Source organism: Paenibacillus sp. tmac-D7, assembly GCF_006519665.1.
GTDB lineage: Bacteria > Bacillota > Bacilli > Paenibacillales > NBRC-103111 > Paenibacillus_G > Paenibacillus_G validus.
In genome coordinates this window covers 35,533-48,256 of record NZ_VIDW01000035.1, presented here as the reverse complement: position 1 = coordinate 48,256, position 12,724 = coordinate 35,533, and the positions used below count along the sequence as shown (strand labels likewise).

Below are 12,724 nucleotides of genomic sequence, written 5' to 3'. Positions count from 1 at the left end.
CGGTCCAAAATTCTTTTGACCTGAACCTTTGTAAAATCTTTGTTGTGAGCCGTTTTGTAGCCCTCTAAATTGAGTTGTGAAGCGATTTGTTGAAGAGACCATGTTGGGTATTGGGTACGTAGTTCAAATACTTTCTGAACGGTTTTAGCGGTTGTAGGAGAGATAGAAAGGGCTTTGCTTCCCTTCTCTACTTGATACCCAAATGCAGCTTTCCCCCCAGAATAGCCGCCCTGTTGGGCTTTCTTGCGTCTACCTCTTGCTAGCTTCATGGCGATTTCCAACCGCTGATATTGGTCTAACAGTTCCATAAGACCATTGATAAGAAAATCGTTAGGGTCTTTCTTATAGATACTATATGTGGGTTGCTCGATACTTCTAATGTCTACTCCGTGCTTCTTAAATTCACGGTGAACAAGAACTTTTACGATATTTACGATATCTGACCGCCATAAACGGCTTGTATTGAGGACTAAAACATAGTCAATGGTATGAGTAGAGAGGGCGGCTAACATGTCTTGAAAGCCTTCCCTATCCACTTCTAAAGCGTCTTCGTCAATCTTAGCCCCACTGATACCTTCGTCCTTGAAGACGTAAAGTAGATTCCAACCTTGTGTCTTGCAGTATGCTTCAATCTCGTCTTGCTGATAAGAGAGACTATAGCCGTCTTTGGCTTGTCCTTGAGTAGAAACACGAATATAACCGATGACATTCATTGAAAATCCCCCTCCGTTACGTTAATTTTGATTAATGTAACGCTATTCCGATACAACTATATACAAATTATATATCGCTACTCCGATACAATCAATACATGTAAGTAAATAAAGTGATATAGTTGTATAAGAAGGATTATTAAGTGAGGGATATTAATGCCAATTAGAGTTCGATTAAAGGAAATATTAGAGGAAAAAGGTTTGTCACAACGAGAACTGGCTCGTTTGACTGGTCTTCGTCCCAATACTATTAGTCACCTTTGTTCAAATACTGCAACAAGCATTTATTTTGATACATTAGAAACTATCTGCAAGACGTTAAACATACGTCTTGAAGAACTAATTGAACTTTCGTGACCTATGCGCCGTAGTGCGCAGGAGCGGCGGAATCTCTTTACTTTCAAGTAAAATGTTCTTAGTTCACCTACCTTTATAAACGATGAATAATAAATCTCTTTTAAAATGCTGACCGCCGCAGGCAGGTCTGCTGATTCTTATTTATAATGACTCTTCTATATGGTTGTTTTAATGAATATTATTTATGATTATTATTAGTGAGACTCTCAGACGCTTGATATCAGACTTTATGTCTAAAAAACAGACTATTTGACCTGATAACAGACTATAAGGGAAGTGGGGTGGACACATTGTCTAGAGCACTCATTTTTTACCCCTACACAGACTTTATGACTGTTATTGAGTCAGAGAGTCTGTTAAAAAAACTTTACCGACAATTACGACACAATTTGGATAGAAGGAAACCTCTTTTTGAACTCTTTCTGGAGGAATTGTGCATAATTCGTAAGGTGTATGGCTTCTTCATTTTTCATGATTGGGAGTCGCCGCTTATTTAGGAACTCTAATTCTTTGATAAAACCTTCATATTCCTCCCCATCCACTATACCTTGAATCCAATTAGTTAGTTCACGTTCGTTGACTACTAATCCGTCTACAAATTCATGTGTCTTCTCAGACATTAGAAAGTAAGGATGGCGGTAGAAATTTTCTGGTAAGTAATACTCATTGTTCTTTCTACTTTGACCGACTAAAACCAACTTCTTCTCCTGCAGTGCTCGCATGTGTCTTTCCACCGATTTGGAACTGCAACCAACGTTCCTAGCGATGTTTTCAATGGTCGGATAGCACTTGTGTTTGTTGCTCATATAAGCGATTAAATCCACCAGTATTAGCTTTTCATACTGACTCAAACCAAAGCACCTATGAAGTTTATGAGGAACTTTCGTGTAGCCATTGTGAAAGTTAGTATAGGTGCTTTCTTGTGCTACCTTATCCATGTAATTATTTGCTGCTTCCCTGTTATACCTAAATTCGTTATTATTCACGTTTAAGACCTTCTTTCGTCAAAATTTTTCGCCACAAGTGGCAGTAAAGCTGATAAGAAGGTGGCTAGCCTTAACACGTGACCTTTCTTAATATATATGTCAACTGGCACGTTACCAGATAGCTTTCCCGATTTATCGCATAAGGGTGGGGGTAGTCGCGATAAAATAACGAGATAGGTTCTTTTTATTCTTTTAAAACTTCTTACACTATTCATAGTGGATGTATCTTCTGGAATAGTTGCGGAAAGGAATTATGAATTGAAAATTAGGAAATGCCAAACAAAGGGAAGGTATACTTTTTGAGAAGGATAATGAAGGTAACTCGCAATTTTTGGGATTTAACGGAGAGGGAGCAAATAGTAAACAGCTAAAACTTTCAAGCGTAATTTATGTGCGTACAACATTCTTACAAATTTAGTTCATTGGTATCGTGGGGGTAATAGGGGAGAAGTCCAAAGGAAGTAATTCATTCGGCACTGGGTAGCCCCCTCCAGAACTCTCTGAGATATCGTAGAGGGGTACACGTATCGTCAGTTGAGCAACAACGCTGCTAACACGAACAAATCTATCGAGAAATTGTCTTCCGGTCTTCGCATCAACCGTGCAGGTGACGATGCAGCAGGTCTTGCCATCTCCGAAAAAATGCGTGGTCAGATTCGTGGTTTGGATATGGGTGCTAAGAATGCTCAAGACGGTATCTCTTTGATTCAAACAGCTGAAGGTGCATTGAACGAAACTCATAGCATCCTACAACGTATGCGCGAACTTGCAGTACAATCTGCAAACGATTCAAATACAGACACAGACCGTGGTGAACTTCAAAAAGAAATGAACCAATTGACTCAAGAAATTGATCGAATTGGTAATACAACTGAGTTCAACACTAAAAAACTTTTAAATGGTAGCGCTGGAGTTGCTGTAACTGCTAGTAACAATGCTGTAACTAATTTGACTGGTACCGCATCTACTCAAGCTGGTACTCTTAACATTACTGCAGCTAACACTACTATGGCAGTAGCTGCTAACGTAGCAGATAGTGGTACTGGTTCCTTAACAGCTACTACTAATGCATTAGGTAATGCTGGTACTATTACAATCAATGGAACTTCTTTCTCCTTTACAGCAGCAGATACTGTACAAAATGCACTGGATGCATTCAATAGTAAGAGTGCTACAACAGGGGTATCTGCAACTTGGGCAACTACTACAGGTTTTACATTTACTTCCACCATTGCGGATGCTAATCATCAAATTACAACTAGTGGTCAAGATGGAACTGTATTCTCTTCAACTCCTGGGACAACTTCCAATGGTGCAAATGCTGTTTTAAGCGTAGCTGAACTTGGTGGTTCTTATACTGCTTCTGGAAATAAAATTACTGTCACTTCTGGTAACCAACAAGGTCTAGAGTTTACTGTTGCTGCTGACCAAGACACATCCATTACAGTTGGTACTAACAATGCTTTAAAAATGCAAATCGGTGCTAACCAAGACCAAAATATGAGCATTGGTATTAACGACATGCGTGCAAATGCACTGGGAGTAGCTGGTGTAGATGTTTCCAATCAAGCCAATGCTAACCTTGCAATTACAACAATTAACACCGCTATTGAAAAAGTTTCTGGCGAACGCTCTAAACTTGGTGCTTACCAAAACCGTTTGGAACACACAATCAACAACCTGAACACTTCTTCCGAGAACTTGACTGCTGCTGAATCTCGTGTACGTGACGTGGATATGGCCAAAGAAATGATGGAACAAACGAAGAACAACATTCTTGCACAAGCAGCACAAGCTATGTTGGCTCAAGCTAACCAACAACCACAAGGCGTTCTTCAACTTCTCCGTTAATTCTAATCAAACAAAGAGAGACCTTAGATTTACGAGGCCACTGAAAAAGTCCATCTTTTAGAAAAGGGTACAGACCTTCAAGAAAATTGAAGAGGCTGTGCCTTTTTTGCCGTATAATGGAGTCATCACGAAAAGCAGGTGAGTGCGGATGATTCGACAACAACAAACTTTAGTTCTGAGTCCTTATGCGGCGCTGTATGACATTGTCGTGCCGAAGAACAATATGCTCCGTCAAATTAACGATCTGGTGGATTTCACCTTCATATACGAGGAACTGGAAGCAAAATATTGTTTGAACAATGGACGGAACGCAATTGACCCAGTTCGCATGTTTAAGTATTTGTTGCTGAAGGCCATTTTTGAGCTATCTGACGCAGATATTGTCGAGCGTTCTAAGTACGACTTGTCGTTTGAATATTTCCTCGGCATGGCGCCGGAAGATCCGGTAATCGATCCGAGTTCCCTGACGAAATTCCGTAAGCTTCGGTTAAAGGACATTAGCCTATTGGACATGCTTATTGGCAAGACGGTGGAACTCGCCATCGAAAAGAACATCTTGAAGAGCACATCCATTATTGTGGATGCCACGCATACGAAAGCACGTTACAACCAGAAGTCGCCGCGAGAGATCCTGCAAGATCAAGCGCGTAAACTGCGGAAAGCCGTTTACTCCATAAACGAAACGGTCAAAGCTAAAATGCTGGCAAAGAACACAAACGACACGCTCGAGGACGAGATCACGTATTGCCAGAAGCTCATCGCATTCATCGAGACGGAGTCCGGAATCGCACAAGTGCCGAAAGTATTGGAGCCGCTTAACCTGCTGAAGGAAACGGTCGAGGATGACGTCGAGCAGCTTCGTTTAACGGCCGATCCGGATGCACAACTAGGACACAAAAGTGCAGACTCTGCCTTCTTTGGATACAAGACGCATCTGGCCATGACCGAGGAACGTATCATAACGGCAGCCGTGATCCCACAGGTGAGAAAAATGACGGCAAGCAATTGCAGACTCTAATCGAGAAAAGCCAGGCGGCCGGCATGCAAGTCCAAACAGTCATCGGCGATACCGCCTATTCCGAAAAAGATAATCTCGCATACGCGAAAAAGAATGAAATTGAGCTTGTAGCGAAACTCAACCCACTCATTACGCAAGGCAACCGGAAGAAAGAAGACGAATTTCTATTCAACAAGGATGCAGGCATGTACGTGTGTAAGGCGGGTCATATGGCTATCCGAAAAGCCCGTCAGGGGAAGAAGGGCGAAGGTAAGAACCAGCAAGATACCTACTATTTTGATGTAGAGAAATGCAAGCATTGCCCGCTTAAAGAAGGCTGCTACAAAGAGGGAGCCAAAACCAAGACCTACTCCGTGACCATTAAATCCGAAGAACACTCGGAACAAATGTTATTCCAGGAAACGGAGTATTTCAAGGCAAAATCCAAGGAACGCTACAAAATTGAAGCGAAGAACAGTGAACTCAAACATGGACACGGGTATGATGTCGCCACATCCTCGGGTCTGCTTGGAATGCAGTTGCAAGGTGCGATGGCCATATTTGCCGTGAACCTAAAACGAATATTGAAGATAGCTGAGTAAAGATAAAGGGGAACATAATCGAATAACGACAAAAAAAGAAGACATTAAACCCAATATCTGGGTGGAATGTCTTCTTTTTGATTGGATCTTTCCGGCCATTTGAAAAAAACACAAGTTCTTCAGTGGCCTCATGTTATAGGGTCTCTTTTTCTATATAAACAACTTGACTAATATAACAAATGGCTATAAAGCATTTAGTATCTGACGCCGATATATAAATTAATATACTTTTTCAAATGCGGGGGTGGGAGAAAGTGGATGCAATAAATTCTCGTAGTGATAACACAACTAACTATCCGCGTGTCAAGAAAGCTTCCAGTTCTGGTGATGGATCGGCAGTTATTCATTCTGTGAATTCAATAGAAGAGATCAAGAGTTTAGAGCTTAAGGGTGAGCATGTATCCATCAGTGATGAGCAACTGGTTAAGGCTATAGAAAAAGCTGTTAAGGCGGTACGAGGTCCATACACAACTCTCGAATTTAATGTTCATGATAAAACGAAACAAATCATGGTAAAAGTATTAGACAAAGAAACGGGTACAGTAATAAGGGAAATTCCCCCGGAAAAAAGTCTGGATTTTATTGCGAAAATTTGGGAGATGGCAGGCATACTTATTGACGAAAAGAGATAATTATTGGATATAGGGAGGAGAAAATAAAATGGTTATGAGATTATCGGGGCTAGCGTCTGGTTTAGATACAGATACGGTGATTAAACAATTAATGACTGCTCAGCGAGCTCCCGTCGACAAAATATTTCAAAAGAAAAAAACGGTAGAGTGGCAGAGGCAGTCTTTGCTCGATATGAATACAAAGCTATACGATTACCGTAATAACAAGTTATTTAATAGTAAGCTGGAAGGGAATTTGTCTGCTCGAAAAGCTGATCTTGGCGGTGATACTGAGGCAATTTCTGTAGTTCCAACGGGGGATGCTCAACCGGGAGAAATGACTGTCAAAGTAAAAACGGTGGCGACGGCAGCCAGCAATTATAGTTCGTCTGAAATAACCATAGACACTACATTTGATCCTAACGCGACGCTTGATAGTCAAAAAACAAAATTATTTTCTCCCTTCACGAATAATACGGTAGTTATAAATGGAAAAACAGTCGCTTTTGATCCGAGCAAAGATTCATTAAATGCTATATTGTCACGAATTAGTAGGGAAACGAACGTATCCGCTTTTTACGACGCAAGCACCGGAAAAGTATCTTTGGTAGCCAAACAAACAGGCAAAGTAAACGGCGCATCAGGAGCAGAGGACAAGATCACGTTTGACGGTAGTTTGTTGGAAGATTCCTTGAAATTAAAAACGGGTCCTTATGATACCGATGGAAATGGAACTCCGGACGCAAATCCTCAAGAAAAGTCTGCCGTCGATGCTGAAGTATATGTTAATGATATGCTGATTAAACGGACTAGTAATACGTTCCGTATCAACGGGTTAGATATTACCGTAAAGAAGGCTAGTAACCGAACAGATGCTGACAATCCAGCTACTTATACGGGTACCACTATATCGACTTCGACAAATACTGATAAAATTTTGGAAACGGTAAAAGGGTTTATCAAGGATTACAACGAGATGTTAAAAACCTTGCAAGACAAAGTCTCTGAGAAACGATATCGTGATTTCCCTCCATTGACCGATGAACAGAAAAAAGATATGAAGGACAAAGAAATCGAGCTTTGGGAAGAAAAGGCACAGAGTGGCACGCTTAAGGATGATTCAATTCTAACCAAGTTGATAAGCAAGATGAGATCTGCCATTATCGCTAGAGTAGATAATGGATCATCAAAATATAATACGTTGTCTTCGATAGGTATAGTTACAGGAAATTATCAGGAAAATGGAAAACTTTATCTCGAGAATGAGGAGAAACTGAAAGAAGCTATTGAGAAGGATCCCCAGGCTTTCATAGGTTTGATCTCAGCCAATGGCAATGGAGACCCTAAAGGCAATGACATCGGTGTTGCTGAAAGAATCTACACGGCAATTGATGATGCTATGAAGGAAATAAAACAGAAAGCGGGTACGTCTTCCCTATTAAGTGATAGCAGCATTTTGGGGTTGCAGATGGAAAGGCTAAACAAAGAATTAGATGCAGGTAATCAAAGGCTTGTTGAGGTGGAGAAAAACTATTACCGTAAATTTACTGCGATGGAAACAGCTATGCAACGATATAATGCTCAATCAACTCAATTATCAAATGCTTTTAGTGCGGGATAAATTTTGGAGGTGTTCGTATGCTGCAAACACAGAGAAACAAATATTTAGAAACCACCGTACAAACGGCAACACCTGCACAATTATTGCTTATGCTTTGTGACGGAGCCATACGATTCTGTAAACAAGGAATTGATGCAATTGCGCAAAAGGATTATGAGTTAGCCAACTACGCGCTCGGTAAAGTGCAAGATATCATTAATGAATTCATTATTACTCTCGACAGAAATTCATCGATATCTGAGAGCCTGCTCAGATTATACGAGTATTTTAACCATCTATTGATTCAAGCTAACATAAAAAAAGATCAGTTACCTGCTGAAGAAGTGTTAAGTTATTTGGTGGATCTAAAGGAAACCTGGGCCCAAGTGGCAAAGGCAGGGGCAAATAATCATGGCAAGCTTGGATAAATTAATCCAGGCTCTTGAACAAGAGACTGTTTCATTTATTTCGAAAATGGATGTTGACGATACGAGTGTGGTAGAGGCCTTTCTGTCTAGAAGGGAGACACTCATTCGTTGTATTTTAAATGAGAAGTTGTCTTTGGCGGAAAAAGAAAACTATAGGAACTCCATAGACCGTATATTACAATATGACGAGCTTGTAATGTCTAAGTTTTTAGAAATAAAAGAAAAAGCACAGGCAGGAATGAATAAAGTTATGTCGGGTAAGATCCAAAAAAACGGTTATGAAGCCAGCTATACGATCGATAGCGTCTTTATTGATAAGCGCAAGTAATCCCTACTTGTTACAGGAGCGACTATTCATTGTTTAAGTGAAAGGTCGCTTCTTTGTTGCTTTCATTCACCGACCCCTGTGGACAATGTGCATAACTCTGTTGATAACTTTGCGGAAAATGTCGGAAAACCGCGACAGGACAAGGTTTTTCGTTGTGAATAAATTGTAGAAATTTGTTAACCTCATGTTAATACACGAATTTTCTAAATATTTTGCTAACATGGTGGAACTTGGATTGACATGGATGTTGAGGGAGTGATATATTCGAAATGTAGGCTAAAGCTTGCAGTTATTTGATGATGAAGGGAATGTTTGGCATGCAAGGTAAAGTTAAATGGTTCAACGCAGAAAAAGGTTACGGTTTCATCGAGCGTGAAGACGGTGGCGACGTATTCGTACACTTCTCCGCTATCCAAACTGATGGATTCAAAACATTGGAAGAAGGCCAATCCGTTGAGTTTGATATCGTAGAGGGCGCACGTGGTCCTCAAGCAGCTAACGTCGTCAAGTTGTAATCATCCGCGGTCCGCAAGGCCGCTAGCATAGATGGTTATGGTTTTGGGGGAATGTAGCAGCGATAAGAAGAACACTCTGAAGAAATTCGGGGTGTTCTTTTTTTTGAAAGGGCTTTAATGAAGGGTTTTACTTATACTTTTAGTATGCACATAAAATTATTTAAATATTTTGTAAACTTTAATCGAGATTTTGCAGGATTTTTAATGGGCGAAGGGGAATATAGTATAGCGTAGGAATGAAAGGAGGAGTAGTACATGAAATTCAACATTCGTGGTGAAAACATCGAGGTAACGGAAGCATTAAGAGACCATGTTGAGAAAAAGCTGAGCAGGCTGGAAAGGTACATTGAAGCTCCCCCTACATCTGAAGTTCATGTAACGTTAAGCGTCGTTAAAGGCATGCAAACCGTGGAGGTCACGGTGCCGCTCACCGGGTTTATGCTGCGGGCGGAGGAGAAGCACGCCGATCTGTATGCGGCAGTCGATCTGGTCGTTGACAAGCTGGAACGTCAAATCCGCAAAGCGAAAACGAAGGCGAACCGCAAGGTGCGTCAAGCTGGAGGACTGAAGGATCTGTTCCGCTCCGGCTCCGAGCAGAGTGCGGCGGCGGTCCTTGATGAAGAGGAAGAATTCGAACTTGTCCGAACGAAGAGGTTTACGTTAAAGCCCATGGATATTGACGAAGCGATTCTCCAAATGAACATGGTTGGCCATAATTTCTTTGTTTTTGCAAATTCCGACACATCTCAAGTCAATGTTGTGTACAAGCGCAACGATGGCAAATACGGGCTCATCGAACCGGCGCTTTAATGCCGTTCTAACCCCATGCAAACAACCGAGCTTGCCTGATCGCTGAAGCGTGCATCCCTGGATGCCGCTCCCGTTCAGGCGGGCTCTTTTTTATCTTGGAAAGTTCGGGAAGCTCCAGCATCGAGGCGTACTGAAACTTTTTCGGGCCGCATGCGTTTAAAGGGTGTGACTTCCATGCCAGAACTTTAAGAGCCGTTCTATGCTTGGGCGATAAAGACGTCGTAAGTAAATTGGGCGGGATGTGGGATACTAATCCAATGGTGTTAATTCCAGTGTTTTGTTGCGATGGCTGGCGCAAACTGCTACAATTTAGTCTATGGATTACGGTTCGATAAAGGAAGGGGATTAGCAGCATGCTAGGACTCGTGAAGAAGATTTTTGGGGATTCGAATGAACGTGAATTGAAACGGATGTGGAAAGCCGTTGAGTATATCAACTCGCTGGAGCCTAGCATTGAGGTGTTATCGGACCAGGAGCTACGGCACAAAACGGTAGAGTTTCGCGCACGGCTGGAAAAGGGCGAGGAACTCGACGACTTGCTGCCGGAGGCATTCGCCGTTGTTAGGGAGGCGTCCAAACGCGTACTCGGCAAGCGTCATTACGATGTGCAGCTGATCGGGGGCATGACGCTGCACGAAGGGCGCATTGCGGAGATGCGGACAGGGGAAGGTAAAACGCTGGTAGGCACCCTGCCGGTTTATTTGAATGCCCTGCTGGGCAAAGGCGTGCATGTAGTCACCGTCAATGACTACTTGGCGACGCGCGATAGCGCCGAGATGGGCAAAATATACGAATTTCTCGGGATGACCGTCGGGGTTAACCTGCCGCAGCTTTCGCATGCGGAAAAGCAGCATGCTTATGCATGCGACGTTACGTACGGAACGAACAATGAATTCGGCTTCGACTACTTGCGCGACAACATGGTCGTGTATAAAGAGCAGATGGTGCAGCGGCCGCTTTATTATGCGGTCATTGACGAGGTGGACTCGATCCTCGTCGACGAAGCCCGGACACCTCTCATTATTTCCGGACAAGCCGCCAAGTCGACGGACTTGTACTACATGGCCGATCACTTCGTCAGCAAGCTGAAGGAAGAAGAGGATTATATCATCGACGTGAAGCTGCGCAGTGTGTCGCTGACCGAAGAAGGCGTGGCGAAGGCGGAGAAAGCGTTCGGCATCGAAAACTTGTTCGATCATGAGCATGTAACCTTGAACCACCATATTCAACAAGCGTTGAAAGCCCACGCAATTATGCGGCTGGACGTCGATTACGTCGTGCAGGAAGGCGAGATCGTCATCGTTGACGAATTTACGGGCCGCCTCATGGTCGGCCGTCGCTATAGCGAAGGTTTGCATCAGGCGATCGAAGCGAAGGAGAAGCTGCAGGTACAGAACGAGTCGATGACGCTGGCAACGATCACACTGCAGAATTACTTCCGGATGTACCGCAAGCTGTCGGGGATGACCGGTACGGCGAAGACGGAAGAAGAAGAGCTGAAGAAAATTTACGGCCTCGATGTCATTGTCGTGCCGACGAACCGGCCGATGATCCGTCAGGATTTGCCGGACGTTGTATACAAGTCGGTAGCCAGCAAATTTCGTGCGGTTGTGAACGAGATCGTGGAACGTCACAAAAAAAAGCAGCCGGTGCTGGTCGGTACGATTTCGATCGAGAACTCCGAACGCTTGTCCGAGATGCTGAAGAAAAAAGGCGTGCCGCATAAAGTTTTGAACGCCAAGTATCACGCTGAAGAAGCGGAGATCGTCTCCCGCGCCGGTCAACCGGGCGCCGTAACGATCGCCACCAACATGGCCGGCCGCGGTACGGACATCACGCTCGGCGAAGGAGTGGCGGAGCTCGGCGGTCTGCATATTATAGGTACGGAACGTCATGAAAGCCGACGGATCGACAACCAGCTGCGCGGTCGTGCCGGACGGCAAGGCGACCCGGGTTCTTCCCAGTTTTACTTGTCGCTGGAGGATGAGCTGATGCGCCGCTTCGGAGCCGAGAACATCATGGGCATGATGGATCGCCTTGGCTTCGAGGAAGATCAGCCGATCGAGAGCAAGCTGATCTCCAGGGCGATCGAATCCGCGCAGAAGCGGGTGGAAGGCAACAACTTCGATGTGCGGAAAGTGGTCCTGCAGTATGACGACGTGATGAATCAGCAGCGGGAAATTATTTACAAGCAGCGCCGCGAGGTCATTGAATCGGAAAATATCCGCGACATCGTGCTCGGCATGATGCTGCCGGTCATCGACCGGATCGTGGAAGCGCATTGCCCGGACGATCTGGTGCCGGAAGAGTGGGATTTGCAAGCGATTGTCGACTTCGGCAACGGTACGTTCCTTCATGAAGGCCAACTGACGGCTGATGAGCTGTGGGGCAAAGAGAAGGAAGATATTATTCAATACATCAAGGATTTGGTTACGCGTCTGTATGAAGAGCGGGAGAAGCAGATCGGCGAGGAGTTTTTCCGTGAATTCGAGAAGGTCGTGGTGCTTCGCGCCGTAGACAGCAAGTGGATGGACCATATCGATGCGATGGATCAACTGCGTCAAGGCATCCATCTCCGTGCATACGGCGGTACGGACCCGCTGCGTGAATACCAGTTCGAAGGCTACGAGATGTTCCAGGAGATGGTTCAGAGCATCCAGGAAGAAGTTGCGACGTACGTTATGAAGGCGCACGTGGAGACGAACCTGGTACGCGAAGCGGTCATCGATGAGCATGAGATTGCGACGAATGCCGAGCCTGCGGTCAAGAAGCCGATCGTCAACAAGGACGTTATTGGCCGCAACGATTTGTGTCCGTGCGGCAGCGGGAAGAAATATAAGCAGTGTCACGGCGTATAAGCCGCGATTGATGCAGCGAATAGAAAGGGGAGGTCGGGCCGTGGCTCCGGTCTCCTTTTTCCACGAGG

At 44.1% G+C, this 12,724-nt stretch carries 11 protein-coding genes and 1 pseudogene; 10 read left to right on the top strand and 2 right to left on the bottom strand.

The annotated features are described in order from the left end of the window. Positions 1 to 713, bottom strand: a 713-nt coding sequence (locus tag FKP33_RS20205; protein WP_141336208.1) for a recombinase family protein, incomplete at its 3' end; no start/stop codon positions are given. 156 nt (positions 714 to 869) lie between these two features. On the opposite strand from FKP33_RS20205, the gene FKP33_RS20200 reads away from it, so the two are divergent. Further along, positions 870 to 1,070, top strand: a complete 201-nt coding sequence (locus FKP33_RS20200; protein ID WP_141336207.1) for a helix-turn-helix domain-containing protein — start codon at positions 870 to 872, stop codon at positions 1,068 to 1,070. 377 nt (positions 1,071 to 1,447) lie between these two features. Here the strand turns inward: FKP33_RS20200 and FKP33_RS20195 are convergent, their stop codons facing one another. Continuing rightward, positions 1,448 to 2,056, bottom strand: coding sequence for a helix-turn-helix domain-containing protein (locus tag FKP33_RS20195; RefSeq protein WP_258313502.1), 609 nt, complete (start codon positions 2,054 to 2,056; stop codon positions 1,448 to 1,450). A 534-nt stretch (positions 2,057 to 2,590) separates the two neighbouring features. On the opposite strand from FKP33_RS20195, the gene FKP33_RS20190 reads away from it, so the two are divergent. The 9 genes and pseudogenes from FKP33_RS20190 to secA all read left to right on the top strand — a co-directional run bounded on the left by FKP33_RS20190 (position 2,591) and on the right by secA (position 12,656). Further along, positions 2,591 to 3,907, top strand: coding sequence for a flagellin N-terminal helical domain-containing protein (locus FKP33_RS20190; RefSeq protein ID WP_258313501.1), 1,317 nt, complete (start codon positions 2,591 to 2,593; stop codon positions 3,905 to 3,907). A 148-nt stretch (positions 3,908 to 4,055) separates the two neighbouring features. Continuing rightward, positions 4,056 to 5,506, top strand: a pseudogene (locus FKP33_RS20185) (IS1182 family transposase). A 254-nt stretch (positions 5,507 to 5,760) separates the two neighbouring features. Continuing rightward, positions 5,761 to 6,138: a flagellar protein FlaG gene (locus FKP33_RS20180; protein ID WP_258313500.1), complete on the top strand. Its 378-nt coding sequence runs from the start codon at positions 5,761 to 5,763 to the stop codon at positions 6,136 to 6,138. A 28-nt stretch (positions 6,139 to 6,166) separates the two neighbouring features. Beyond that, positions 6,167 to 7,738 carry a flagellar filament capping protein FliD gene (gene fliD, locus FKP33_RS20175; protein WP_141336204.1) on the top strand — a complete coding sequence of 524 codons (1,572 nt, stop codon included), beginning with the start codon at positions 6,167 to 6,169 and terminating at the stop codon, positions 7,736 to 7,738. A 17-nt stretch (positions 7,739 to 7,755) separates the two neighbouring features. Then, positions 7,756 to 8,145, top strand: a complete 390-nt coding sequence (fliS, locus tag FKP33_RS20170; protein ID WP_141336203.1) for a flagellar export chaperone FliS — start codon at positions 7,756 to 7,758, stop codon at positions 8,143 to 8,145. After that, on the top strand, positions 8,129 to 8,473 hold the full coding sequence (locus FKP33_RS20165) for a hypothetical protein (RefSeq protein ID WP_141336202.1): 345 nt from the start codon (positions 8,129 to 8,131) through the stop codon (positions 8,471 to 8,473). The genes fliS and FKP33_RS20165 overlap by 17 nt, the downstream gene beginning before the upstream one ends. Before the next feature lie 317 nt (positions 8,474 to 8,790). Next, positions 8,791 to 8,988 (top strand): cold shock domain-containing protein, encoded by a 198-nt coding sequence (locus FKP33_RS20160; RefSeq protein ID WP_010496818.1) that lies wholly within the window; start codon positions 8,791 to 8,793, stop codon positions 8,986 to 8,988. 255 nt (positions 8,989 to 9,243) lie between these two features. Then, positions 9,244 to 9,798, top strand: coding sequence for a ribosome hibernation-promoting factor, HPF/YfiA family (gene hpf / locus FKP33_RS20155; protein WP_054800137.1), 555 nt, complete (start codon positions 9,244 to 9,246; stop codon positions 9,796 to 9,798). A 353-nt stretch (positions 9,799 to 10,151) separates the two neighbouring features. Continuing rightward, the gene (secA, locus tag FKP33_RS20150; RefSeq protein ID WP_141336201.1) at positions 10,152 to 12,656 is read left to right on the top strand and encodes a preprotein translocase subunit SecA; all 2,505 of its coding nucleotides are present in this window, start codon (positions 10,152 to 10,154) and stop codon (positions 12,654 to 12,656) included. Positions 12,657 to 12,724 lie beyond the last annotated feature (68 nt).

Bases quoted from the DNA above. Each gene is read 5' to 3' on its own strand.
- fliD (WP_141336204.1), top strand. From the start codon at position 6,167: ATGGTTATGAGATTATCGGGGCTAGCGTCTGGTTTAGATACAGATACG.
- FKP33_RS20200 (WP_141336207.1), top strand. From the start codon at position 870: ATGCCAATTAGAGTTCGATTAAAGGAAATATTAGAGGAAAAAGGTTTG.
- fliS (WP_141336203.1), top strand. From the start codon at position 7,756: ATGCTGCAAACACAGAGAAACAAATATTTAGAAACCACCGTACAAACG.
- secA (WP_141336201.1), top strand. From the start codon at position 10,152: ATGCTAGGACTCGTGAAGAAGATTTTTGGGGATTCGAATGAACGTGAA.
- hpf (WP_054800137.1), top strand. From the start codon at position 9,244: ATGAAATTCAACATTCGTGGTGAAAACATCGAGGTAACGGAAGCATTA.
- FKP33_RS20160 (WP_010496818.1), top strand. From the start codon at position 8,791: ATGCAAGGTAAAGTTAAATGGTTCAACGCAGAAAAAGGTTACGGTTTC.
- FKP33_RS20165 (WP_141336202.1), top strand. From the start codon at position 8,129: ATGGCAAGCTTGGATAAATTAATCCAGGCTCTTGAACAAGAGACTGTT.